Origin of the sequence: Novosphingobium sp. SG754 (genome assembly GCF_013149315.1) — a bacterium.
Taxonomy (GTDB): domain Bacteria; phylum Pseudomonadota; class Alphaproteobacteria; order Sphingomonadales; family Sphingomonadaceae; genus Novosphingobium; species Novosphingobium capsulatum.
Genome location: NZ_JABGCC010000001.1, coordinates 370,526 through 394,990, shown reverse-complemented (window position 1 = coordinate 394,990; position 24,465 = coordinate 370,526). Strand labels below are relative to the sequence as shown.

General features: G+C 66.9%; 24 protein-coding genes. 14 read left to right on the top strand and 10 right to left on the bottom strand.

Going from position 1 to position 24,465, the window contains the following annotated elements; all coding sequences use genetic code 11:
- Positions 1–9: 9 nt before the first annotated feature.
- The 3 genes from epsC to FHW97_RS01740 form a co-directional block, all read right to left on the bottom strand.
- A complete protein-coding gene (epsC, locus tag FHW97_RS01750) occupies positions 10–684 on the bottom strand; it encodes a serine O-acetyltransferase EpsC (RefSeq protein ID WP_054130703.1) in 675 nt (224 codons plus the stop codon).
- Positions 685–715: 31 nt separating this feature from the next.
- On the bottom strand, positions 716–1,324 hold the full coding sequence (locus FHW97_RS01745; RefSeq protein WP_022676136.1) for a hypothetical protein: 609 nt from the start codon (positions 1,322–1,324) through the stop codon (positions 716–718).
- A 112-nt stretch (positions 1,325–1,436) separates the two neighbouring features.
- Entirely contained in the window at positions 1,437–2,723 is a 1,287-nt protein-coding gene (locus tag FHW97_RS01740; protein WP_253941518.1) for a heavy-metal-associated domain-containing protein, read from the bottom strand.
- A gap of 84 nt (positions 2,724–2,807) precedes the next feature.
- Between FHW97_RS01740 and purM the strand changes: the two genes are divergently transcribed.
- The 4 genes from purM to FHW97_RS01720 all read left to right on the top strand — a co-directional run bounded on the left by purM (position 2,808) and on the right by FHW97_RS01720 (position 7,631).
- Positions 2,808–3,914: a phosphoribosylformylglycinamidine cyclo-ligase gene (purM, locus tag FHW97_RS01735; RefSeq protein ID WP_168351553.1), complete on the top strand. Its 1,107-nt coding sequence runs from the start codon at positions 2,808–2,810 to the stop codon at positions 3,912–3,914.
- Between the two features lie 130 nt (positions 3,915–4,044).
- On the top strand, positions 4,045–4,983 hold the full coding sequence (gene purN, locus FHW97_RS01730) for a phosphoribosylglycinamide formyltransferase (protein ID WP_171797830.1): 939 nt from the start codon (positions 4,045–4,047) through the stop codon (positions 4,981–4,983).
- 5 nt (positions 4,984–4,988) lie between these two features.
- Positions 4,989–6,143 (top strand): MFS transporter, encoded by a 1,155-nt coding sequence (locus tag FHW97_RS01725; protein WP_054130705.1) that lies wholly within the window; start codon positions 4,989–4,991, stop codon positions 6,141–6,143.
- A gap of 54 nt (positions 6,144–6,197) precedes the next feature.
- The gene (locus FHW97_RS01720; RefSeq protein ID WP_171797829.1) at positions 6,198–7,631 is read left to right on the top strand and encodes a phospholipase D-like domain-containing protein; all 1,434 of its coding nucleotides are present in this window, start codon (positions 6,198–6,200) and stop codon (positions 7,629–7,631) included.
- A gap of 66 nt (positions 7,632–7,697) precedes the next feature.
- On the opposite strand, the gene ndk is transcribed toward FHW97_RS01720, so the two are convergent.
- The 4 genes from ndk to FHW97_RS01700 all read right to left on the bottom strand — a co-directional run bounded on the left by ndk (position 7,698) and on the right by FHW97_RS01700 (position 10,402).
- Positions 7,698–8,120 carry a nucleoside-diphosphate kinase gene (ndk, locus tag FHW97_RS01715; protein ID WP_022675339.1) on the bottom strand — a complete coding sequence of 141 codons (423 nt, stop codon included), beginning with the start codon at positions 8,118–8,120 and terminating at the stop codon, positions 7,698–7,700.
- A gap of 89 nt (positions 8,121–8,209) precedes the next feature.
- Positions 8,210–8,641 (bottom strand): DNA polymerase III subunit chi, encoded by a 432-nt coding sequence (locus FHW97_RS01710; protein ID WP_022675340.1) that lies wholly within the window; start codon positions 8,639–8,641, stop codon positions 8,210–8,212.
- A gap of 127 nt (positions 8,642–8,768) precedes the next feature.
- Entirely contained in the window at positions 8,769–8,927 is a 159-nt protein-coding gene (locus FHW97_RS01705) for a DUF2256 domain-containing protein (RefSeq protein WP_082209012.1), read from the bottom strand.
- Between the two features lie 5 nt (positions 8,928–8,932).
- Positions 8,933–10,402 carry a leucyl aminopeptidase gene (locus FHW97_RS01700; protein ID WP_171797828.1) on the bottom strand — a complete coding sequence of 490 codons (1,470 nt, stop codon included), beginning with the start codon at positions 10,400–10,402 and terminating at the stop codon, positions 8,933–8,935.
- Positions 10,403–10,504: 102 nt separating this feature from the next.
- Here FHW97_RS01700 and FHW97_RS01695 point away from each other — a divergent pair, with 102 nt between their 5' ends.
- Positions 10,505–12,946, top strand: a complete 2,442-nt coding sequence (locus FHW97_RS01695) for an LPS-assembly protein LptD (RefSeq protein WP_253941517.1) — start codon at positions 10,505–10,507, stop codon at positions 12,944–12,946.
- A gap of 95 nt (positions 12,947–13,041) precedes the next feature.
- Here FHW97_RS01695 and FHW97_RS01690 read toward each other — a convergent pair whose 3' ends face one another.
- Positions 13,042–13,728, bottom strand: coding sequence for a hypothetical protein (locus FHW97_RS01690; protein ID WP_054130710.1), 687 nt, complete (start codon positions 13,726–13,728; stop codon positions 13,042–13,044).
- 197 nt (positions 13,729–13,925) lie between these two features.
- Here FHW97_RS01690 and ispH point away from each other — a divergent pair, with 197 nt between their 5' ends.
- The 4 genes from ispH (at position 13,926) to FHW97_RS01670 (ending at position 16,813) form a co-directional block, all read left to right on the top strand.
- Positions 13,926–14,915: a 4-hydroxy-3-methylbut-2-enyl diphosphate reductase gene (gene ispH, locus FHW97_RS01685; RefSeq protein ID WP_054130711.1), complete on the top strand. Its 990-nt coding sequence runs from the start codon at positions 13,926–13,928 to the stop codon at positions 14,913–14,915.
- Between the two features lie 11 nt (positions 14,916–14,926).
- On the top strand, positions 14,927–15,919 hold the full coding sequence (thrB, locus tag FHW97_RS01680; protein ID WP_171797827.1) for a homoserine kinase: 993 nt from the start codon (positions 14,927–14,929) through the stop codon (positions 15,917–15,919).
- Positions 15,916–16,347 carry a ribonuclease HI gene (gene rnhA, locus FHW97_RS01675; RefSeq protein WP_054130713.1) on the top strand — a complete coding sequence of 144 codons (432 nt, stop codon included), beginning with the start codon at positions 15,916–15,918 and terminating at the stop codon, positions 16,345–16,347. Before thrB ends, rnhA begins: the two co-directional genes overlap by 4 nt.
- Before the next feature lie 67 nt (positions 16,348–16,414).
- On the top strand, positions 16,415–16,813 hold the full coding sequence (locus tag FHW97_RS01670; RefSeq protein ID WP_171797826.1) for a hypothetical protein: 399 nt from the start codon (positions 16,415–16,417) through the stop codon (positions 16,811–16,813).
- 259 nt (positions 16,814–17,072) lie between these two features.
- Here the strand turns inward: FHW97_RS01670 and FHW97_RS01665 are convergent, their stop codons facing one another.
- Positions 17,073–18,185 carry an FAD-binding oxidoreductase gene (locus tag FHW97_RS01665; RefSeq protein ID WP_171797825.1) on the bottom strand — a complete coding sequence of 371 codons (1,113 nt, stop codon included), beginning with the start codon at positions 18,183–18,185 and terminating at the stop codon, positions 17,073–17,075.
- 19 nt (positions 18,186–18,204) lie between these two features.
- A complete protein-coding gene (locus tag FHW97_RS01660) occupies positions 18,205–19,188 on the bottom strand; it encodes an alpha/beta fold hydrolase (RefSeq protein ID WP_171797824.1) in 984 nt (327 codons plus the stop codon).
- A gap of 100 nt (positions 19,189–19,288) precedes the next feature.
- On the opposite strand from FHW97_RS01660, the gene FHW97_RS01655 reads away from it, so the two are divergent.
- From FHW97_RS01655 to FHW97_RS01635, 5 genes are all read left to right on the top strand, one after another.
- The gene (locus tag FHW97_RS01655; RefSeq protein ID WP_043610870.1) at positions 19,289–19,762 is read left to right on the top strand and encodes a prepilin peptidase; all 474 of its coding nucleotides are present in this window, start codon (positions 19,289–19,291) and stop codon (positions 19,760–19,762) included.
- A gap of 63 nt (positions 19,763–19,825) precedes the next feature.
- Positions 19,826–20,857 (top strand): Flp pilus assembly protein CpaB, encoded by a 1,032-nt coding sequence (gene cpaB / locus FHW97_RS01650; RefSeq protein WP_054130717.1) that lies wholly within the window; start codon positions 19,826–19,828, stop codon positions 20,855–20,857.
- A gap of 64 nt (positions 20,858–20,921) precedes the next feature.
- Positions 20,922–22,454, top strand: a complete 1,533-nt coding sequence (locus tag FHW97_RS01645) for a type II and III secretion system protein family protein (RefSeq protein ID WP_370525291.1) — start codon at positions 20,922–20,924, stop codon at positions 22,452–22,454.
- A gap of 26 nt (positions 22,455–22,480) precedes the next feature.
- A complete protein-coding gene (locus FHW97_RS01640; RefSeq protein WP_171797823.1) occupies positions 22,481–23,149 on the top strand; it encodes a CpaD family pilus assembly protein in 669 nt (222 codons plus the stop codon).
- A 1-nt stretch (position 23,150) separates the two neighbouring features.
- Complete coding sequence (locus FHW97_RS01635; RefSeq protein ID WP_022675893.1) at positions 23,151–24,434, top strand: Flp pilus assembly protein ATPase CpaE; 1,284 nt, start codon at positions 23,151–23,153, stop codon at positions 24,432–24,434.
- The last annotated feature ends 31 nt before the right edge of the window (positions 24,435–24,465 follow it).

Below are 24,465 nucleotides of genomic sequence, written 5' to 3'. Positions count from 1 at the left end.
CTGGCGCGCTCAGAGCTTCACCGCGCGATCGGCAAGCAGTTCGGCAACCTGCGCCTTGAGCGCGGCAACCTCGGCCTCCAGCGCTTCGACACGCGCGACATCGGCCGCGTCGCAAGGCTCATCGCACGGCGTGCCATAGGGCACGAAATCGCGCAGCCAGGTTTCCATCGAGACGTGGGTGGGCCGTGACTTGATGCCGACCATGGTGACACCGGCGGGCACGTCTTCGGTGACCACGGCATTGGCGCCCACGCGCGCGCCGGGGCCCACGGTGATTGGCCCCAGGATCTGCGCGCCCGAGCCGACGATCACGCCATCGGCCAGGGTGGGATGGCGCTTGCCGGCAATGCCATTGGCCGGGTTGGTGCCACCCAGCGTGACGCATTGGTAGATCGTGACGTCGTCACCGATCTGCGCGGTTTCACCGATCACGGTAAAGCCATGGTCGATGAACAGATGACGGCCGATGGTGGCGCCGGGGTGAATGTCGATCGCGGTAAGGAAGCGCGAGAGGTGATTGACCAGCCGGGCGGCAAAGAACATCCGCCCTTCGAACAGCCAGTGCGCCACGCGGTGCAGCCCCACGGCCAAAAGGCCGGGATAGAGCAGGATTTCCCACCGCGAGCGCGGTGCCGGGTCGCGGGCGCGGATGGAATCCAGGTATGCAATCAGGCCTGAAACCATCGCCTCTTATCCCTTATCCCGACAGGATCGGTCAATCCGCCCCCTGCACCTGCGCCAGGGCATCGCGCACCAGCGATATGGTGACGGGCGCCTTGCGCTCAAGGCTGAGCCGGTCGATTGTTTCCACCAGCGTCTCGGCGGCAGCGTGGCTGCGCTCGATCCGCGGCAGCAGGAACGCCAGCGCGGCATCGCCCAGCGCCAGGCCACGCCGCGCGGCATGCTCTTCCAGCAGCTGGATCAGCAGTTCCTCGTCCGGCGGGGGAATCGTCAGCGCCATCGATCCACCCAGGCGCGAGCCGAGATCGGGCAGCGTCACCCGCCACTGGCCCGGCCCGGCATCGTTGATCAACAGCAGCGGGCGGCCGCTGGCCTGGGCGCGGTTCCAGGCGTGGAACACCTCGTCCTCGGGCAGGCGATCGGCGCCATCGAGCGCATCACCCAGGTCAGAGGCCACAAACCAGCGCGCCAGCAGGCTTTTGCCCGAGCGCGCGGGGCCAGACAGGATGCAGCTGCGATAGGGCCAGTCATGGCCGGCCATCAGGCCATCGATCACCGGCTGCAGCGAGGGGCCGACCACGATGTTTTCGGCGCCGTTAGCTGGCGAAAGCGGAAGGGCAATCTGGCTTGTCATGGCGGTCATATAGGGAGGCGGGAACGGGAAGGGAACGGCAAGAGCGCCCCCCGCCACGCGAAACAGGCGCGAATCTGGGGGTTACCCTGTGGATCGCGGTGCCGCAGGTGGGGATAAACGGCTATTTCCGAATCGATAGCGCGTTAGCGCCGGTGGTTACCTTCCACCCTTGCGCGCGCAGGGCCGCCGCCAGCGCATCAAGATCGCCGGCATACGTGACGCGCAGGACCGAGGTGCCGCCCATCGCCACGCTGCTGGTGGCCACGCCCTGCACGCCAGCCACGCCGCGCACCGCCGCCATGCCGGCATCGAGTGCGGCGGCATCGGCCGTGGCGACCTGCACGGTGACCGTGGCGGCAGGCGCTGCCGGGGCAGCGCCGACCGCTGCCGGGGCGCCGGGCTGGGCCACCGTACCGGGCGCCGTCTGCTGCACCGGGCCGAGCGAATCGAGGATCTGGTTGATCAGCTTGGCATCGAACTGCGGCGCCATATTGAGCGAGGGATCGGGCGAAAGCTGCCCCTGCTGCAACGCGCCGGTATAGAGCGCATCGAGGCGGTGCACCGCATCGGCCAGCATCAGCGGCAGTTGTTCGTCGCTGGGGGCGGTCAGTTCGAACTGGCCGATGAAGCGGTTGTCAGGCCCATGGCGCGCGGTGAAGGTGCCGTGGATCGGCCCGCCGGGAAATTCGCGGGTGAGCCGCGCGATCGGCATGATCACGTCGGCCGCGCCAAATTCATCGAGCACCAGGCGCCACCAGTTGCGGCTGCGCCGCGACAGCTGCCCCTCGGTGAGCAGCAGCGAATCGGCACCACCGCCATTGGGGCGCACGTAATCGATCGCGCTTTCCCCGGTGTGGAATTCGGCCCAGGCGCGCTGCCACGGCGTGCGCGTTTCATAGACCGAGGCCACGCCGCCTTCATAGAGCACGGGAATGATCAGCAGCGGGGCCGACCGCGCAATCTGGCCATGCATGCCGAGATAGCCGCCGGTGCGGGCGCGATCGAACGTCACGCCCAGCCGCGCGATATAGCGGTGCGGGCCGATCTGTTCCTGTTCCACCACCACGGCCGCGACCATCGCGTCGAGCGTGCCAGCATCGAGCGCCGGCGCGGTGCCGCCGCCAAGCCCGTTGGTTTTCCAAAGCTTTTGCCAGGCAAGCTTTTCCGCTTCCTGCCAGCCCTTGGCACGGGCGTCGGCGGCAGAGCTGCCCGATACGTTGACCTCGATCCCGCTCACCTCGAAATCGCCGGTGCTGGCGATCGGCGCGATGCCGCGATCGCCCTCGATCTGGGCCATGATCGCCGGCCCGGCCAGGACACCGGCCACGGCCAGCGCCGCAGCCCCGGCGCCAAATGCCAGCCACGAGCGGGAAAAACGGGTCGAGCGGGACAGGCGCAGAACGGCCAAGGGAACTCCGGACAAAGGGTGCCGGGCGCTTTTGCCCAAAGGCAAGTGGAAATCCAAGCCGGAAACGGCTAGGCGCCGATCATCATGGCCAACGACACCTCCAAGCCCCAGAGCTATTCCTACGAACAGGCAGGCGTGAACATCGCCGCCGGCAACGCATTGGTGAAGGCCATCGGCCCGCTCGCCAAGGCCACCGCACGCCCCGGCGCAGACGCCGAACTGGGCGGATTCGGCGGCTTTTTCGATCTCAAGGCGGCGGGATACAAAGACCCGCTGCTGGTGGCCGGCAACGATGGCGTGGGCACCAAGGTCAAGCTGGCGATCGACCATGACCGCCACGATGCAATCGGCATCGACCTGGTCGCGATGTGCGTCAACGATCTGATCGTGCAGGGCGCCGAGCCGCTGTTCTTCCTCGATTACTTCGCCACCGGCCGGCTCGACAACGGCGTGGCGCAGCGAGTCGTGGCGGGCATTGCCGATGGCTGCAAGCTGGCTGGCTGCGCGCTGATCGGTGGCGAAACCGCCGAAATGCCCGGCATGTATGCCGATGGCGACTATGACCTTGCGGGCTTCTGCGTGGGCGCGGTGGAACGCGGCGAACAGCTGACCGGCGACAAGGTGGCCGCGGGCAACGTGCTGCTCGGCCTGGCATCGTCGGGCGTGCATTCCAACGGCTATTCGCTGGTGCGCCGCCTCGCCGCCGACAAGGGCTGGAAGCTCGATCGCCCTGCCCTGTTCGACAACGAACGCCTGCTGATCGACGTGCTGATCGAGCCGACGCGCATCTATGTAAAGACGCTGCTGCCGTTCATCCGTTCGGGCCGGATCAATGCCCTGGCGCATATCACCGGCGGCGGCCTCCTCGAAAACGTGCCGCGCGTGCTGCCCAAGGGCCTGCATGCGCGGATCGATGCCGACAGCTGGGAACAGCCGCGCCTGATGGCGTTCCTCCAGGCGCAGGGCCACATCGAGCCGGGCGAAATGGCGCGCACGTTCAACTGCGGCATCGGCATGGTGCTGGCAGTGGAAGCGAGCGAGGCAGAAAGCCTGGCTGCCGATCTCGCGGCGGCAGGCGAAACCGTGTTCACCATCGGCACGGTGGTGGAAGGCGACAAGGGCTGCACCGTGTTCGGCAGCGCCGAGGCATGGTCTGCCCGCGCGCCATGGGAAGCGGTGCATATCGGCTGAGGGCTGTGCGGGGCTTCGACAAGCTCAGCCCGAATGGGGTAGATGTCGTTTCTCCCCTACCCCACACTCCGTTCGGCCTGAGCTTGTCGAAGGCCGCAGCGCCAACTCAGCGTGCCAAGGAATGAGCAAAGTGGCCAAGGCAAAGGTAGCGGTCTTCATTTCGGGCAGCGGCACCAACATGGCCGCCCTGCTCTATGCCAGCCGCGCCCAGGATTGCCCGTACGAGATCGTGCTGGTGCTATCCAACGATCCGGCGGCCAAGGGCCTGGCCCTGGCTGCGGCAGAGGGCGTGGCCACCTTTGCCCTGCCGCACAAGGGCATCCCCCGCGCAGACCATGACGCGCTGATGGAAGCACAAGTGCTGGCCGCCGGCGCGCGCTATATCGCGCTGGCTGGCTACATGCGCATCCTCTCGCCCGAATTCGTGGCGCGCTGGGACGGGCGCATGCTCAATATCCACCCCTCGCTACTGCCGCTTTACAAGGGCCTGCACACGCACGAACGCGCGATCGCGGCGGGTGACAGCCATGGCGGTTGCACCGTGCACCTGGTCACGCCCGAACTGGACGACGGGCCGATCCTGGGCCAGACGCCGGTGGCGATCCTGCCCGGCGACACCCCCGAAATCCTGGCCGCGCGCGTGCTGTTTGCCGAGCACCAGCTCTATTCCCGTTGCCTCGAACGCCTGGTGACGCGCGAGACCAGCCCCGAATGGCTGACGGCGCAAGTGCGTGCCCGCGCCATGGCCCTGCCCGAGGCCGATGAAGTGAGCAGCCATGGCATGGCCTGCTTTGGCGTGACCAAGGGCAAGAAGTTTGCCTATGTCAGCGCCGATCACCATGGTGACGGGCGCGTGGCGCTGCTGGTCAAGATCAGCGGGATCGAGGAACAGGCGCAACTGATCGAGAACGATCCCGACCGGTTTTCCCGCCCGGCCTATTTCGGCGACGGCTGGATCGCCATCCGCCTCGATACCGGCGCAGTGGATTGGGACGATATCGCCGCCTGGTTGCAGCGTAGCTGGATGGCCATCGCGCCGCGCCGGCTGGCGGCCATGCTGGAGTTTTGAGACCGATGGCCGCCGATCCCATGCGCCGGGTCTATATCCACGTCGGCCTGCAATCGTTTGTTGAATCGAGCGGCGGACTGTTCATCGCTGGCTTCCTGGTCAGCCAGGGCTTTTCCAACGGCATGGCCCTGGCCGCTTTTGCCGGCACGCTGCTGGCGCGCTTTGCCCTGCGCGGGCTGGTCCTGCCGCTGGCGTGGCGAGCAGGCCTGCGCACCGTGGTGCTGGCAGGCGTGCTGGTGCGGGTGGTCAGCTTCCTGCTGCTGCCGCTGGTGCCCGGCGTTGGGCCGGTGCCAGCGGCCGGCATGCTGGCGCTGTTCATCCTCGTGACGGGCCTGGGCAGCGTGCTCTATTGGACCGGCTGGCACAGCTTTGTCTCGGCGCTGGCCGATAGCGACCGTGGCGGCCGGCAGGTCTCGATCCAGCAGGCCACCACCGCCGTGGTCGGCATCGTCGCCCCCCTGGTGGGCGGCGTGCTGGTCGACCGCGCCGGGCCGATGATCGGTTTTGGCACGATCGCGCTGGTGCAGCTCGCGGCCGTGCTGCCGCTGATCGGCGCGCCCAATCCGCATGTCGCGCGCGAGGCGATGCTGGATCGCCAACTCACCGCCTTTGCCCGCCGGCTCTACCTGTCGGAAGGGTTTCACGCCGGCTGCGCCACGGTGATCTGGAATCTGGCGCTGTTCGTCACGCTGGGCCAGCACTTCGATGCCTTTGGCGGGGCGATTGCCGTGGCCGGCGTTGCGGCGGCGGCCGGCAGCCTGCTGATCGGCCACCTGATCGACGGCGGACGGCCGCTCCATTCGCTGGCGCTGGCCTATGGCGCGGCAATCCTGGCGCTGGTGGCCAAGGCGCTGGCCTTTGCCACGCCGCTCGCCGCAGTGGGCGCCACGGCGCTGGGCGCGCTGGTCACGCCGATGGCGGCCACCGCCATGCTTGCCCCGCTCTATGCCATGGCACGGGCCTCGTCGTGCACTTTGCGCTTCAACATGGCCACCGAGGGTGGCTGGGACCTGGGCTGCTCGCTCGCCTGCCTGATCGCGGCGGGACTGCTGGAAGCAGGTGCGGGCTTTCGCCTGCCCATCCTGCTGGGCCTGATCGCGGTGGCGGCGATCTGGCGCATGCTGGCGCTGTGGTATGGCCGCCAGGGCGTAACCGCCTGATCGTGCAGCGCCGGCGCTGGACAAACCCGCGCCGGGGTGGAACGTAGGCGGCGCATGACCGCGTACCACTGGATATTCCTGGCCCTTGCCACCGTGGCAGAAGTGGTCACGCTCTTGCGGGTGATCCTGCGGCCCCACCGCGATCCGGCCGCGCGCCTCGCGTGGCTGGTCGCGGTCATGGTGCTGCCGGGCCTGGGCATTCCTGCCTATATCCTGTGGGGCGATACGCGCCTGATCCGCCGCCGCCGGCTGCACGGCCTGGCGATCGAGGCGGCCCTGCCCCGCCCGCCGGTCGATCCCGGCGGCGCGGCCATGGTCGCGGCCAGCCCGTGGCAGCCGCCCTTCGCCCTGGCAGCTGCGATCAACGGCCTGGCCCCCACCACCGGCAACCGCGCCACGATCGCGCCCGATAACCGCGCCGCGATTGCCGGCATGATCGCCGATATCGACGGCGCGCAGGCCAGCGTGCACGTGTGCTTTTACATCTGGCTTGATGATGACAGCGGCGTCGCGCTGGCCCAGGCGCTGATCCGCGCGGCCCAGCGCGGCGTGGCAGTGCGCGTGCTGGCCGATGCACTGGGGTCGCGCCGCTTCCTGCGCTCGGCCCATTGGGCGGCGATGCGCCAGGCCGGCGTCGATGCGCGCGAGGCGCTGCCGGTAGGCAACCTGGTGTGGACGATGATCCGCGGCCGGGTGGACCTGCGCAACCATCGCAAGGCGATGATCGTGGACAACGCCATCGCCTGGTGCGGCAGCCAGAACGCCGCCGATCCCGAATTCCGCATCAAGCCACGCTTTGCCCCATGGGTTGACGTGATGACCCGCTGGAACGGCCCGATCGCCCGCCACTGGCAATTCCTGTTCGCGGCCGACTGGATGGCCGAAGGCGGCGACGATCTGTCTGCGCTGCTCACCGCCCCGCTGCCGTTGTGCGGCGAAGGGGTGGTGGCGCAGGGCATCGGCACCGGGCCGACCGTGGCCTATGGCGCGATGAACGCCTGCTTTGCCGCGCTGATCCACGCCGCCCGCCGCAGCCTGACGATCACCACGCCCTATTTCGTGCCGGGCGAACAAGTCTTGACCGCGCTGGTCAGCGCCGCCCGGCGCGGCGTTGCCGTGACGCTGATCGTGCCACGCCGCAACGACAGCCGGTTCGTGGCCGCCGCCAGCCGCAGCTATTATCCATCGCTGCTGGAAGCGGGCGTGGAAATCTTCGAATTCCTTCCGGGCCTGCTGCACGCCAAGACCATGGTGGCTGACGACAATGCCGGCATCATCGGTTCGGCCAATCTCGACCGCCGCAGCTTCGAGCTGAATTTCGAGAACAACATCCTCTTCGCCGATGCCACCCTGGCACGCGACCTTGCCGCGCGGCAGCAGCAATGGCTGGAACAGTGCCTGGCGATCACCCCGGCAATGGCGGCGCGCACCACGCTGATCAAGCGACTGTGGCGCAATACCCTGGCAATGATGAGCCCGCTGTTGTGAAGCCCATGAAAAAGGGCCGGAAAGCGCGCTGCTTTCCGGCCCTTTTCAAGCGGTGATCCGGTGGGATCAGCCGACGATTTCTTCGGGCTTGAAGAAGAAGGCGATTTCGATCGCGGCGTTTTCTTCCGAGTCCGAACCATGGACGGTGTTGGCTTCGATCGATTCGGCCAGTTCCTTGCGGATCGTGCCGGCATCGGCGTTGGCCGGGTTGGTGGCGCCCATGATGTCGCGGTTGCGCTTCACGGCGTCTTCGCCTTCGAGCACCTGCACCACGACCGGGCCGCTGGTCATGAACGAGACCAGGTCACCGAAGAAGGGGCGTTCGCGGTGCACGCCGTAAAAGCCTTCGGCCTGTTCCTTGGTCATCTGGATGCGCTTGGAAGCAACGACGCGCAGGCCGGCTTCTTCCAGCATCTTGGTGACCGCGCCGGTCAGATTGCGGCGGGTGGCGTCGGGCTTGATGATCGAGAAGGTGCGGGTAACCGCCATGATGCGTTCCTTAGCGAAAGAAGAATGCTGGTTTTGTTGGGCGCGCCCCTAGCGGGAAAGGGGCGCAACCGCAAGGCACGCCGGCAATCTTACGGGCCTTCGCGCCATTTCCCGCCATCCTGGCGCCAATATTTGCGCTCCACGCCTTCGCGCTGGCCCAAAAGGCGCCAGGTGGCGCGCGCGTCGTCGATGCGATCGGGCGGGAACAGCAGAAACACGCGGGCCGCCTCGCTCTCGCGCCAGCCACCATCAGCCAGCGCCAGGAACTGCGCGCCATTGGCGGGCGAGACCGTGGTGGACAGCAGGATCGGCTGGCGCGCATCGTGCGGTCCGCCGGCCTGGCCATTGGCCAGGAAGGTATCGGGCAGCCGCGTCCACAGCGCCTCGCCAATGCGATCAAGCTGGCCCTTGTCTTCGGATACCACCAGCAGGCGCTCGCCCGCACCGAGCGTGTTGCGCGCGATCAGCGGCAAGACCAGTTCGGCCGGATCGCGGGACAGCTGGTAGAAATCGACGCGCATGGGGTTCCTTCTTGGCTTGCGCTTGGCTTCGCACCACCCCCAACCCCCTCCTCTGAAGAGGAGGGGGCTAAGAGAAGCGCTGTTTTCCCCCTCCTCTTCAGAGGAGGGGATAGGGGCTGGTGAAGGCCTAAACCGCCCCAGCCCCACCCTTGCCGCGCCGGCAGCGGTCGGAACAATACTTCACATTGTCCCAGTCCCGCTCCCATTTCTTGCGCCAGGTGAACGGCAGGCCACATGCGGCGCAGGTCTTGCTTGGCAGGTCAGACTTGCGCCGCATCTTGGGCATGGCTCTTAGCCTTCCAGCACGTCGCGCACGTAGCGGTCGAGCAGGCGCACGCCAAAGCCGGTGGCGCCCTTGTCGTGGGTGGCGCCGGCCTTGTCGATCCACACCGTGCCAGCGATGTCGAGGTGGGCCCAGGCCACGCCCTTGTCGATGAAGCGGGCCAGGAACTGCGCCGCCGTGATCGAACCACCACCGCGCGGGCCAACATTCTTCATGTCGGCAATCGGGCTGTCGATCAGCTTGTCATAGGCCGGGCCGATCGGCATGCGCCACAGCATGTCACCCACCGCCTTGCCGGCCGCGTCGAGCTGGCTGGCGAGGAGATCATCGTTGGCAAACATGCCGGCATGCTCGTGGCCCAGCGAAATGATGATGGCGCCGGTCAGCGTCGCCAGATCGACGATCGTGGCGGGCTGATATTCCTTTTGCACCCAGGTGAGCGCATCGCACAGCACCAGGCGGCCTTCGGCATCGGTGTTGATCACTTCGATGGTCTGGCCATTCATGCTCTTAACCACGTCACCGGGGCGCTGGGCATTGCCATCGGGCATGTTTTCCACCAGGCCGCACACGCCGATCACGTCGGCTGCGGCATTGCGCCGCGCCAGGGTGAGCATGGTGCCGGCAACGGTGGCCGCGCCGCCCATGTCCCACTTCATGTCTTCCATGCCGGCAGCCGGCTTGATGCTGATCCCGCCGGTGTCAAAGCACACGCCCTTGCCAACGAAGGCGGTAGGCTTGGTGCCAGCCTTGCCCTTCCAGCGCATGGCGAGCAGGCGCGGCGTCTTGACCGAGCCCTGCGCCACGCCGAGCAGCGCGCCCATGCCGAGTTCGGCCATCTGCTTTTCATCAAGCACGACGATTTCGACGCCGGTGCCGGCCAGGCGTTCCTGACAGCGGGCGACGAAGCTTTCGGGATAGATCACGTTGGCCGGCTCGGTCACCAGCTCGCGGGTGAATTCCACGCCTTCGGCCACGGCGCTTTCCACCGCCCACACGGCCTCGGTACCTTCGGGCGCGGAAATCGCCACGATGGTCTTGAGCGAGGGCTTCTGCTCGTCCTTGAGGCGGGTGCGATAGACCAGGTACTGCCAGGCGCGCAGCCGGGCGGCCAGCAGGACAGCAGCCGCTTCATTGGCGGAGAGGCCGCTGTCGGCAAAATCGATCGCCAGGGCTTCTTCGCCCGAGGTGAGATACTTGGCCGCGAGCGCGCCGGCGGCACGCTCCAGCGCGGCGCGGCGATCGGCCGGCGCGGCGCCGGCGGCAAGATCACCCGCGCCGGCAAAGGCGAGGCGCGCCAGGCCTGCGGGGCCATCGACAAAGGCTTCGAACGTCTGCCCCACCTTGCCCGCAAAGCGGGCTGCAGCGGCGCCTTGCGCCACCAGGGCGGGCGTGCCTTCAGGCAGCGGCCCTTCGCCCACGATCCGGCCCACCAGGCGCGGCAGATCGGTTCGGCCCGGGGCAAATACGATGTTCATCAGCAAACTCCTGTCCGAAAGCGGCAACACGTTGCCCACAAGGGAAACCGCGCCGCAATTGTGGGTTTGCAGTTACGACCGACCAGTGCGATAGGCAACCGCATGTCCCCCGTTACGCCGCTTTCCGCCGCCTTCTCCGCTCGAAATCGGCGCCAGTTTTCCCATTGCCTGTCGCTGGGCAGCGCCCGGCATGCCCTGTTGACCGGGGCCATGGGCCTTGGCGCGAGTGTCTGGGCCATGCCGGCCCTGGCACAAGATGCCCCTGTGGGCATGGCACCGGTGACGGAAAAGGCGCCCGCGCCGGTAACGCCGCCCAATGCCGTGGCCGAAGACACCAACGCCGGCAGCGTGATCGCCGCCCCTGCTGGTACGGCCACGGGCAGCGATGCCGCGCAGGGTGATGCGACGAAAACCAACGCCGCCCAGAGCGACCAGGTGCGGTTCGAGGCCGACAAGCTGCAATATGCCAGCGATCCCGACGTGGTCACCGCCACCGGCAATGTCGTGCTGCGGCGCGATGAGCAGACCGTGCGCGCCGATGCCGTGACGTGGAATCGCAAGACCGGCAAGATCGAGGCAACCGGCAACATTCGCGCGGTCGATGAAGGCGGCAACGTGCTCTATACCGACAAGGTAGAGCTGACCGACGAGTTGAAGGCCGGCGCCATGCAGGATCTGCTGGTGGTGCTGCGCGAAGGTGGGCGATTGGCCGCACGCGAGGGCACGCGCGATGCCAACGGCAACCTTACCCTGCACGATGCCGCCTTTTCCGGCTGCGCCGTGGAAAACGAGGATGGCTGCCCCAAGAAGCCGAGCTGGGAAGTTACCGCTGTCAAGGTAACGTGGAACCAGACAACCAAGAAGGTCCATTATTCCGGCGCCACCTTGCGCGTCTTTGGCATTCCGCTGCTGCCGTTGCCCGGGCTGACCCACACCAGCGATTTTCGCGCCGAAACCGGCCTGTTGATCCCCGATATCCGCTCCACCGCGGCCAACGGCGTAGAATTTGCCGATACGTTCTATTGGCGCCTGGGCGACAACAAGGACCTGGAGATCGCCGGCCACCTCTATACCGGTGCGCTGCCGATGATCTCGGGCACCTATCGCCAGCTTACCAGCTTGGGCGCGTTCCAGATCACCGGCTACCTCACGCGCTCTTCGGCCATTCCGGTCTATTCGGCGATCGATGCCGGTTCGGGCGTGGGCACCAGCCAGTGGCGCGGCTATCTCGAGGCCAACGGCAAGCTGCAGTTCGACGAGAACTGGAGCCTGACCGCCTATGGCCGCTATGCCAGCGACCGCACGTTCCTGCGCCGTTACGACATCAGCCGCGATGACCGGCTGCGCTCGTCGATCAACCTAGAACGCATTGGCGACGACAGCTATTTCAGCCTGGCCGGCTGGGCGGTGCAGACGCTGCGCGTGGGTGACAACCAAGGCCAGGTCCCGCTCGCCCTGCCCGCGCTTGACTGGCGCTATCGCATCGCCACGCCGGGCATTGGCGGGCACCTGGAACTGGAAGCCAATACCCTGGCGATCAGCCGCTCTGCCGGGCAGGACACCCAGCGCGCCTTTGCCCGCGCGCAGTGGGATCTGCGCACGGTAACAGGGCTTGGCCAGGAAGTGACATTTACCGCGATGATGCGCGGCGACGTGTATCACAGCGATGCCAATGCGCTGACCACGGTGGATATCTATCGCGGCGTGTCGGGCTGGCAGGCGCGCGGCATCGCCACGGCGGCGGTGGACGTGAAGTGGCCGCTGGTCGGCGCGCTGTTCGGCGGAACGCAGGTGCTGACCCCGCGGGTGCAGCTGGTGGCCACGCCGCACGTGCGCAACACCTCGATCCCCAACGAGGATTCGCGCGCCGCAGACCTGGATGATTCCAACCTCTTCTCGCTCAACCGCTTCAACGGCTATGACCGTTATGAAGACGGCGTGCGCGTGACCTATGGCTTTGACTGGCAGCTGACGCGGCCAGGCTGGCGCATTTCCTCCACCGTGGGGCAAAGCTATCGCCTGTCGGACGAGCAGAGCCTGCTGCCGCCGGGCACCGGGTTGACCGATCGCTTTTCCGATATCGTCGGGCGTACCGACTTGCGGATCAAGGACATCATCCAGTTCACCCACCGCTATCGCCTGGACAAAGACAGCTTCGTCCTGCGCCGCAACGAAATCGATGCGACGGTCGGCGATCACCGGACCTATGCCGAAATCGGCTATCTGCGCCTCAACCGCGATATCCCGATCACGTTCGAAGACCTGCGTGATCGCGAGGAACTGCGCGCCGCGGCGCGGGTGGGCTTTGCCCGCTATTTCTCGGTCTTCGCCTCGGGCGTGGTCAACCTGACGACCAAGGCCAGCGATCCGGTCTATGGTTCAGACGGGTTCCAGATGCTGCGCCACCGCCTGGGCGTGGCCTATACCGACGATTGCTTTGACCTGTCGATCACCTGGAAGCGCGACTACGTGACGACCGGTGACGCCACGGCCGGTAACTCGTTCCTGTTCAGCGTATCGCTGCGCGGGCTGGGCTCGCGCTAAAATTAAAGGCAGATTTCCATCACCAAAAGCTCCCCTCCTCTTCAGAGGAGGGGTTGGGGGTGGTGGAAACCTTAAGCCGTCACCGCACAGACGCCTCAACGCCGCGCGTTGTATTCCAGCTGCGCGTTGGTCAGCTGGAAGCCGATCAGATGCTCGAACGTGGCCGAGGCGATGGCCTTCTTCACTTCAGGCAGCGAGAGCGGATCGATCGCCGCATCGGCCTGGCCGGCGCGGCGCTTGCGCGACAGGCGGGCGCGCACATCGGCGGGCAGGCTGGCGGCGGCGCGATCGACGCTGGCGCCGGCCTTGGCATGGCCAGTGGCGCGATCCTGGCCATCGGCAAAATCGATCGCCACCGTGCCGAGGCGCTTGGCCACCACGGCCGTGCCACCACGCATCACCACCGAGAAATAGGGCAGTTCGACATGGCGCGCCCCGCGCGTGTCGGTGCGGCGCGCCTCGACATCGAAGGTCGCCTCGCTGGTGACGGGATCGGCCGCCTCGGCGCAGGTGGAACGCAGGTTGGTGATCGCGGCCACCAGATCGATCGCCTGCGAATCGGTGCGGGCCGGATCGGTGAACACGGTCACGTCGCCGGTCATTTCAGGGATTTCCACCGTCGGGCATGCCGTGCGCAGCGCAGTCACGCCCACGCCATCTTCCACCACCAGTTCGCCCTTGTTCTTGGCACAGCCCGTCAGGGCACCGGCCAGCAGCCCGGCCAGCAACGGTGTGCCGATCACGGCCTTGGCAAGCGAGAGACGGCGGCTCTTGGCGATCATCAGGGCAACTTCCTTAAGGCGCAAACAGGGGCAGCACAGGCGCCGCCCGATCTGAAACAGCAGCGGATGCAGCGCATCCTCTACCCACCCCTTGGCGCTTGGGCAATGGCGCTGCCTGGGCGACGGCGATGTTTTGCTGCATCTTTTAAACGCGGCGTTGTTTTACGAGTGGGCCCTGCGCTGCTAAGGACGGGCCCATGAACGCCAGCTTTCCGGATTCCGCCGCCGCCGCCACCCTGCCCGAAACGGGCCTGCCGCCGCTGCACCTTCTGATTGCCGCCCCGCGCGGCTTCTGCGCCGGGGTGGACCGTGCGATCGAGATCGTGGAGCGGGCGATCGAACGCTATGGCGCGCCGGTCTATGTGCGCCACGAAATCGTCCACAACCGCTTCGTGGTCGATACGCTCAAGGCCAAGGGCGCCGTGTTCGTGGAGGAACTGGACGAAGTGCCCGATGGCAAGCCGGTGGTCTTTTCCGCCCACGGCGTGCCCAAGGTGGTGCCGATGGCCGCGACCGAGCGCGGGCTCGACTGGCTGGACGCGACCTGCCCGCTGGTGAGCAAGGTGCACCGCCAGGCCGAACGCAAGGTGGAAGCCGGGCGCCACATCCTGTTCGTGGGCCACAAGGGCCATCCCGAGGTAATCGGCACGATGGGCCAGGTGCCCGAAGGCGCGATGACCCTGGTCGAAACGGTGGAAGACGTGGCCCGGCTAGATTTCCCGGCCGACCAGCGCCTGGCGTTCCTGACGCAGACCACCCTGTCGGTGGACGATACCGCCGAGATCATCGCCGCGCTCAAGGCGCGCTTTCCCAGCATCGTCGGCCCCCGCGCCGAAGACATCTGCTATGCCACTTCCAACCGCCAGGCGGCGGTCAAGGCCATTGCGCCGCGCTGCCAGCTGGTGCTGGTGATCGGCGCGCCCAACAGCTCGAACTCGCTGCGGCTGGTCGAGGTGGCCGAACGCGAAGGGTCCAAGGCCCGCCTGATCCAGCGCGCCAGCGAAATCGATCCGGCCTGGCTGGAAGGGGTCACCTCGCTGGGGCTGACGGCCGGCGCCTCGGCCCCCGAAGTGCTGGTGCGCGAAGTGGTGGCCAAGCTTGGCACCTGGCGCCAGGTTCACGAAGAGCCGGTGACCACCACCGAGGAACACATGGTGTTCAAACTGCCCCGCCAGTTGATGAGCTGAAAGACCCCATCATGGCTGTCTATACCCACCTCGGCGCGGAGGACATGGCCGCGCTGCTCGCCCCCTATCACCTGGGCAATCTGGTTTCCGCCAAGGGCATTGCCGAAGGCGTTTCCAACAGCAACTGGCTGATCGAAACCGCGCAAGAGCCTGGCAAGGCCAAGCGCTTCATTCTCACCATGTACGAATTCCGCATCGAGATCAGCGATCTGCCCTATTTCCTCGGGCTGCTCGATCACCTGGCGGCCAAGGGCTGCCCGGTGCCGCGCTCGATCCACGATAGCGCAGGCCATCTCTATCGCGTTGTCGATACCCCGCGTGGGGAACGTGCGCTGGCGCTGATCGAGTTCCTGCCCGGCGTTTCGCTGCACGAGCCCACGCCCGGCCAGGCGCGCGCAGTGGGCGCGGCGCTGGCCACGCTGCACGGCGCAGCGGCCGATTACCCGGCCACGCGCGCCAATGGCATGGGCCTTGCTGAATGGCAGCGGCTCGCCGATGCCTGCGGGCCGCAGGGCCTGGCCAGCATCGATCCCGCGCTGGCCAGCCTGGTGGCGCAGCACCTGCCCCGCCTGGCCGCGCAATGGCCACAAGACCTGCCCACCGGCGTGATCCATGCCGATCTCTTTCCCGACAACGTACTGATGCAGGGGGAAACGGTCACTGGCCTGATCGACTTCTATTTCGCCTGCAACGACGTGATCGCCTATGATCTGGCGGTGACGCATGCCGCCTGGTGTTTCGATGCGGCGGGCGTGGCGTTCCGCGCCGATCTTTCGGCGGCGCTGCTCGAAGGCTATGCCAGCGTGCGCCCCCTGTCTGAGGCAGAACGGGCGGCGCTGCCCGTGCTGGCGCAAGGGGCGGCGATGCGCTTTGCCATGAGCCGCGCCTACGACTGGCTCAACACCCCGGCCGATGCCCTGGTGACGCGGAAAGACCCGATGGCCTTTGCCCGCCGGCTGCAATTCTATGCCGATCCGGCCAATGGCGGAGTGTTCGCACTGTGAAGCAGGTCGATATCTTCACCGACGGCGCCTGCAAGGGCAACCCCGGCAAGGGTGGCTGGGGCGCGCTGCTGCGCATGGGCGAGCACGAAAAGGAGCTGGTCGGTTCCGAGCGCGAGACGACCAACAACCGCATGGAAATGATGGGCGCGATCCGCGCGCTGGAAGCGCTGACCCAGCCCTGCCAGGTGACGCTGCACACCGACAGCAAGTATGTGCTCGACGGCATCACCAAGTGGATCTTTGGCTGGCAGAAGCGTGGCTGGAAAACGGCCGACAACAAGCCGGTCAAGAACGAAGACCTGTGGCGCGCACTGGTAGCCGCTGCCCGCCCGCACAAGATCGAGTGGGTATGGGTCAAGGGTCACGACGGCCATCCCGAAAACGAGCGGGTGGACAAACTGGCCAGCGACGCGGCCAAGGCCGCCTGATTCATCGCGGACCTGATCCATTCCGGGACTCAGCTGCGGTCCATCCGGTTTGGCGGCATGTCGCTTCATGGTAAACTGCCGCGCACAGGCCGCCTTGGCGCCGGCCGATCGCGGGGGATGTTCGATGGTGTGCCAGTTCACGGTCAACCGTGCGGGGTGGGTGCTGGCGGCTGCCAGCCTGATGGCGGCGGCAGCATCACCAGCCTTGGCGCGGCACCAACCACCGCCACCGGTCACCACGCCGGCAACGCCCTCCGCGATGGTTCCCTATGGCCCAGGGCCAGGCCCGTGCAGCGTGCCCGGCATCGATGGCGGCGAACCGCAACGGCACGGCTGGCCGCCGCCATGCGAGGCGATGCCTGCTCCGGCCTCTCCCGGCCCTGGCTATTATGCACCGGGCTATCCACCCCAGGCCTATTCCGCGCCAGGCTATGCCGGACAAGTGCCGGTCTATACCGGCAGCTGAATCGCGCCGCCGGGCTATTACGTGGCAGGGGTGGTCATGGTGCCAGTGCCGCTACCGCGTACCGGGGGCTGCCAGCCTTGTGGCGAAACCCGCACCGTGACCACCACGCGCACGGTGGATGTGGCCGTTCGCCCAGCGCGCCGGGTGCCGCCACGCCATCCCCCGCTGCATGACAAGCGAGTGAGGGAAAAGCGCATCAAGGAATAGAGCGCAAACGCCGCGTTAACTGCATGAGATAACCATGCTGCGCCGGCCCGCTTCAAGCCAGGGCAAGACCAGCGGGTGACAAACGTTCCGGTGCATAGCGGGCCGGATCGAGCTGTTCGGTCATCGCATCGGCCGGCTGGCCCAGCAATTGCTGCGCGGCCAGGCGCGCGGCGGCGGGCGCGGTCTGGATGCCAAAGCCGCCCTGCCCGGCAAACCAGAACAGGCCCGGCACGCCAGGGTCAAAGCCATAGACCGGCGCACGATCGGGGGCAAAGCTGCGCAGCCCGGCCCAGCGCCGCTCCACTGCGGCGATGCGCCAATCCACCACCTGTTCCAGCCGATCGATCGCCAGCGCCACGTCGATTTCTTCGGGCGCGACATCGTGCGCTACATCGGGCGTTTCATCGTGCGGCGAAAGCCACAGCCGATCGCCCGATGGCTTGAAATAGAAGTCTCCGGCCAGCCCGAAGGTGAGTGGCAGTGTGGCCGGCACGGGTGGATCGACACGCAGCTGCGTGATCGTGCGGCGCAGCGGCGCGATGCCCAGGGGGGCCGCCCCGGCGAGCGTGGCGACCTCATCGGCCCAGGCCCCGGCGGCGTTGACCACCATCGTGGCGCGCGCCTGCCCCCCGCGCCACGCCAGGCGCCAGCCGGCCCCCTCATGTACCAGCGAATCGATACGCGCACGCAGGCGGACGACGGTTCCGGTGCGGCGCGCCAGGGCCAGGTAGTGCTGGTGCAGCCCGGCCACGTCGATATCGGCGCAGCCCGGCTGCCAGGCCCCCAGGCACCATTGCTCGCGCAGGCCGGGCACCAGCGCGATCATGCCGGCGCGATCGATCATGTCCACCGTAGCGCCGAGCGCGCCATAGTCGGCCACGAAGGTTTCCAGCGCGGCGCGATCCTCTGTCCGCCCGATCACCAGGGAGCCGCGCGGCTGCAGAAAGCCGTGCTGTGCCAGGTAATCGCCCGAGGCGAGGGTGAGCGGCACCACCGCCGGCCCGCCATATATCTCGTCCCAGAACGCGGCAGAGCGGCCGGTGGTGTGGTAGCCTGGGCTGTCCTCCGCCTCGACCAGCAGGACGCGGGCATGGGGCGCGCATTCGGCGGCGATGCTTGCCCCGGCCATGCCGGCGCCGATGATCGCGATGTCGAACTCGTCCATGGTCGCGCCCCTGCCTGCCCTATTCCGCCATGGCGGCCGTATCCTGCCGCTGCGGGGCTTCTCGTTCGAGGAATTCATCGATCGAGGCAAGCGCCCGATCGCGCACGGCATCACATTCGCGCAGCAGTTCGTGCCGCGCCTCACGCCCCCAGGCCACCAATTGGGCCTTGGGCAGGCGCTGCGCGGCGCGGGCGATGGCTGGCCACGACACCAGCGCATCGTGGCGCGTGGCGAGCAGCAGCAACGGCGTAGTCACCGCCTCCAGCACGCCGGGCGCATCGAGGCGGTCAAACGATTCGCTGCTTTTCTGCAGCCAGCGCCAACTCGCCGGCCCCAGCGCCAGCCAGGGCCGCTGTGCCCGCCACCATTGTTCGTCGGCATAGCGGGTTTCATCGTGCGTCAGGAGGTTGGCACGCAGCGCGGCCCGCGCGCCGGGCTTCTCGCTGCTTTTCCACGCCGGGCGCGCCGGGTCGCCCAGGCGAACCATCAGCGCGGCATAAATGCGCTGCACCGCGCGCGGCAGCACGGTGGCGAATCCGAGCATCGGCGCGCTCAATACCACGGCCTCGGGGCCGATTCGCTGCTCGGCCAATGTGCGCAACACCAGGTGGCCACCCATCGAATGGCCGATCACCACATGCGGCCCCGGCGTTTGCGCGCGCCAGATTTGGTAAAGATGGGCAAGGTCATCCACCCAGACCGAAAAATCGGCGATGTCACCCACCGGTGGCCCGCTTTGCGGCCCGGCAGAGCCAGCCTGGCCGCGCCAGTCAGCGGCGGTTACGCACCAGTCCTTAGATGCCCAGTAATCGAACGTTTCCAAATACTTTTCATAAAAGTCCCCGCGCCCGGGCAGGAACAGGATCGATCCCCTGCGCGGGCCATCGCCGCGTCGCCAGTCGATCCGGCGGATGGCGGTGCCATCGCTGGCGGACCAGGTCGATTCGTTGGCGCCGGCGGGGATCTCGCGCCCACCGATGCCCTTCCAGACATGCTTAACCATTGCTTGCGACGCCCTGTTTCACGCCCGATCCCGCCGCTTGGCTTGGTTACCGTTTGGTAAGTGATTTTCCGGTATCCCCACATCATCGAGGGGGATTTCCATGGTTTACGGATTGGCCGGAGTGTTGGCAATCGCGCTGCTGATCGCAGCCTTTACCGACCTGCGCCGCAGACAGATCGACAACTGGCTCAACGCCGCGATCGCGGCGCTGGCCCCGGTCTATTGGTGGGCCTGCGGGCTGCACCTGTGGCCCGATGTCGTGCTGCAACTGGGCGTGGCGCTGGCCGCTTTCGTGGTGCTGGCGGGGCTGTTTGCCCTGCGCATGATGGGCGGCGGCGATGTCAAGCTGCTCACCGCGCTGGCGCTGTGGCTGCGCCCGGTGCTGTTTGCCAAGCTGCTGCTGATCATGGCCCTGGTGGGCGGCCTGCTCACCGTGGGGATGGGCATGTGGCACCTGATGCGGCGCCGCAAGGACCGGCTGAAGATCCCCTATGGCGTGGCGATCGCCACGGCGGGGCTGTGTGTTCTTGGCACCACTTATGGCGCGGGCATTCACGCGCTCGCTGCGGGCTAAGGCCAACTTAACCAATTTGTCGGATGGCTGCGCGCTATTCTGTAAGGGCGGGATAAACTGGCGATGGACAAGAAGAAGCTACTGTTGTTGGGGGCCTCGCTGGTGCTGGGCATTCCATCGGCCTTGTTCGGCCTCGGCCTCATTCGTGGCTCGGGTTCGCCCCAGGCGATCGCTGCGGCCAAGGTGGAAATGGGTTCCAAGGTCCTGGTGGCCCAGCGCGCCCTGCCCGTCGGCACGATCATCACCGCCGATTCGATTGGCTTCAAGGCCTGGCCCAAGGAAATGGTGCAGGACGCCTATTTCGTGGAAGGCGAGGCCGACATGCAGAAGATGCTCGGCACCGTGGTGCGCAACCCGATCACCGCCGGCGAACCGATTACGCAGGGTTCGCTGGTGGCACCGGGCGATCGCGGCTTCCTCGCCGCCGCGCTTGGGCCTGGCATGCGCGCCGTCACCATTCCGGTTTCCGCCCGCACCGGTGTTGCCGGCTTCGTCTTTCCCGGCGACCATATCGACCTGGTGCTGACCCAGACCGTCAAGGGCAACGATCCGCAGCCGCTCAAGGCATCGGAAACCATCATCCGCAACCTGCGCGTGCTCGCCACCGACCAGTCCGCCACGCAGGAACAGATCGAGGGCAAGACCAAGGTCAAGGCGTTCAGCACCGTCACCGTGGAAGTGACGCCCAAGATCGCGGAAAAGATCGCCGTGGCGCAGACCATCGGCACGCTCAGCCTCTCGCTGCGCTCGCTCGCCGACAATTCGGCCGAGCTGGAGCAGGCGATCGCCTCGGGCGATGTCAAGGTTCCGGCCGGGGCCACGCCGCAGGACGAGGAAAAGCTGCTCAAGCAGGCGCTGGCCCACCCGCTCGATGGCGGCACCAGCTTTGCCACGGGTGGCGATGTCTCGCGCTTCCAGCGCAAGTCGATGCCGCCGATGGGTGGCGCTGGCGGTGGCGGCGGCTTTACCGCGCCGCCCGCCCCAGCACCCGTGGCGGCCATGGCCGGCCCGGCCGTGCCGCCGCGCCCGCGCGGCCCGGTGGTCAACATCACGCGCGGCAAGGACACTGTCACCGTCAGCGTGGGAGCGCAGTGAGATGAGCACGACTGCCACCATCTGCCCGCCCATTCCCTTCCGGCATCGCGCCAAAGGCCAAGCCATGTCCCACCGCTTCGTTTCCGCGCTGCGCACCGCCATGATCGTCGTCGCGCCGCTTGCCGCGCCCCTTGCTGTCGCTGCCTTGGCCCCTGCGGCCCAGGCGCAGAGCGTCACCAGCCCGGCCCGCGCCATCGCGGTGGGCCTCGGCCGGGGTGAACTGATCACCCTGCCCTCGCGCATGGCCGATGTGTTTGTCGCCGATGAAAAGATCGCCGACGTGCAGGTGAAATCGACCAACCAGCTCTATGTCTTTGGCAAGGGCCCGGGCGAAACCACCGTCTATGCCAGCGACGCCAAGGGCAACGTGATCTGGTCAGCCAACGTGCGCGTAGGCACGAATATCGACAGCATCGACCAGATGCTCCACCTCGCCATGCCCGACGCCAAGGTGCAGACTGCCACGATGAACAACACCGTGCTGCTGACCGGCACGGTGGGAGCCCCCGAAGATGCGGCCGAGGCCGAGCGCCTGGTCAAGGCCTTCGTGGGCGAAAAGATGCAGGTGATCAGCCGTCTCAAGATGGCCACGCCCCTGCAGGTCATGCTCCAGGTGCGGATTGCCGAAGTCAGCCGCACGCTGACCCGCGCGATCGGCATGAACTGGGCCACGGCCGATGCCACCAGCGGCTTCAAGTTCGGCGTGGGCCAGGGCAACGCGTTCACCCAGTATGTCGCCGGCGGGCCACTACTGGCTGGCGGCAACGTGGCGATGAATGCCACGACCACGGTGGTCAACTCGGCCACGACAGGCACGCGCCTGGTCGGCAACGGCAAGCTGTTTGGCATGGATGTGCTGGGCGCGCTGGATCTGGGCGAAACGATCGGCCTGTCCAACACCCTGGCCGAGCCGAACCTTACCGCGCTGTCGGGTGAAACGGCCGAATTCCTGGCCGGCGGCGAATTTCCCATCCCGCTTTCGCAGGGCCTGGGCACCACCAGCATCGAATACAAGAAGTATGGTGTGAGCCTGTCCTACACGCCCACCGTACTGGCCAATGGCCGCATCTCGCTGCGCGTGCGGCCGGAAGTCTCCGAACTCACCACTGACGGCGCGATCACGCTCAGCGGCTTTTCCATCCCTGCGCTCAAGGTGCGCCGCGCCGAAACCACGGTGGAACTGGGATCGGGACAAAGCTTCATGATCGCCGGGCTGCTGAGCAATTCGGCCCAGAACACGATCACCAAGCTGCCGGGCGCTGGCGACCTGCCGATCCTGGGCTCGCTGTTCCGCTCCACCTCGTTCAAGAAGGGCGAGACCGAACTGGTGATCGTGGTTACCCCGTATCTGGTCAACCCGGTGGACGCCAAGGATATCAAGCTGCCCACCGATGGCTTCCGCGCCGCCGATGCCGTGCAGCAACTGCTGGGCAACCAGGAAACCGTACCGTCCAAGGGCGAAGGTCGCCCGATGCCGACCGAACGCGAAGGTACCGTGCAAGGCGGCCCGGCGCCTAAGGTGGGCGACGCCAGCGGCGCCCAGCCCGAAAAGAACAAGCAGGCCAAGGCCGATACCAAGCCCGGCTTCAACCTGTGACCGCCTACGCGACAAGGAACCAGACCATGTCCACCACGCGCAATCGCATCGGCCCTGTGGCCCTGGCCCTCGCCCTCACCACGGCACTCGCCGGCTGCGTCGGCGGCCAGCCGACCAACCGCTCGCTCAACAGCGTGCATCAGCCGGTGGTCGAACGCACCAGCTATACGCTGGACATCAATACGCTGCCCGGTGGCGGCGTGTCGGTCAGCGAACAGCGCCGCATGGCCGGATGGTTCGACTCGCTTGATCTCGGCTATGGCGACAAAGTGGCGCTGGATGATCCCGCCCGCGATCCGGCCACGCACGATGCCGTGCAGTCGGTGCTTGCCGGCCACGGCATGAGCCTGGCCGAAGGCGCGCCGATCACGGCTGGCAGCGTGGCGCCGGGCATCGCGCGCCTGGTAATCATGCGCACCACCGCTGCCGTGCCGGGTTGCCCGGATTGGTCCACCCACAACGATGGCAATGGCAACAACGCCACCTCGACCAACTATGGCTGCGCGGTCAACTCCAACCTGGCCGCGATGGTGGCCAACAAGGAAGACCTGGTGCATGGCCAGTCTGACGACGGCCGCACCACGGTGATGACCTCGAACAAGGCGATCCAGGCCTACCGCGACAATGCACCCTCCGGCATGGGGGGCGCCACCGTCAAGAAGGTCACCACCTCCACTTCAGCGGCGAGCAACTGACATGAGCGCACCCTGGAAATCCGGCAATCGCGACCTGTTCGCAGCATTCCTGTGCGACGATGCGGCGCTCGACGTGGCGCGCGCCGTGGCGGCCGACATGGGCTGGGCGCCGGAAAAATGCGCGCGCGGCGGCCTGCGCAATGCCGTGCAATCGCTCTCGATCACCGCCAGCCCGGCCATCCTGATGGTCGATCTGTCGGAAAGCGGCGATCCCCTCAACGATATCAATGCCCTGGCCGAAGTGTGCGAACCCGGCACGGTGGTTATCGCGGTGGGCCAGGTCAACGATGTGCGGCTCTATCGCGATCTGATCGCTTCGGGCATCCAGGATTACCTGCTCAAGCCGCTGTCAGTCGCCCAGGTGCGCGACGCGCTGAGCCAGGCGCAGGCGATCTTCAATGCGCCCAAGAACCAGGATGGCAGCGCGGCCAAGCGCCACGTGACCACTGCGGTTGTCGGCACCCGCGGCGGGGCCGGCGCCTCCACCATCGCCACTTCGCTGGCCTGGTCGTTTGGCGCCGATTTCAAGCTGTCGACCGCGCTGCTCGATCTTGACGTGCACTTCGGCACCGGCGCACTCACGCTCGATCTCGAGCCCGGTCGTGGCCTGACCGACGCGATCGACAGCCCCAGCCGCATCGACGGGCTGTTCATCGAACGCGCGATGATCCGGGCCAACGACAACCTGGCGATCCTTTCGGCCGAAGCGCCGATCACCGCGCCGCTGATGACCGATGGCAGCGCCTTCGTGCAGTTGCAGGAGGAATTCCGCCAGGCGTTCGAGATGACCGTGATCGACATGCCGCGCAACATGCTGATCAACTTCCCGCACTTGCTGGCCGATGTGAACGCGGTGGCACTGGTCACCGAATTGACCCTGGCCGGCGCGCGCGATGCGATCCGCCTGCTGGCCTGGCTCAAGTCCAACGCCAGCCACGCCCATGTCTATGTGGTGGCCAACAAGGTGCACCAGGGCGTGGGCGAAATCAGCCGGGCCGATTTCGAATCCTCGATCGAGCGCAAGCTGGGTTTCCAGGTGCCGTTCGATGCCAAGGCGGCGGCCAATGCCGCCAAGCTGGGGCAGACGTTCATCGGCGCCAACCGCTCGACCAAGGCGGCGCTGGCGATCAAGGACGTGGCGCAGGCCATTTCCAGCCTTGCCGCCGATACCGACGCCAGCCCGGCGGACAAGCCCAAGGCCAAGTCCACCTCGCTCCTGGGCAAGTTCGATCTCAAGAAGATGTTGCCGGCAAAGGGCAAGGCCAAGACTGGCGCCCCAGTCTAAAGCTGGCCAGGTCTGACGCTTTACGCCCCGT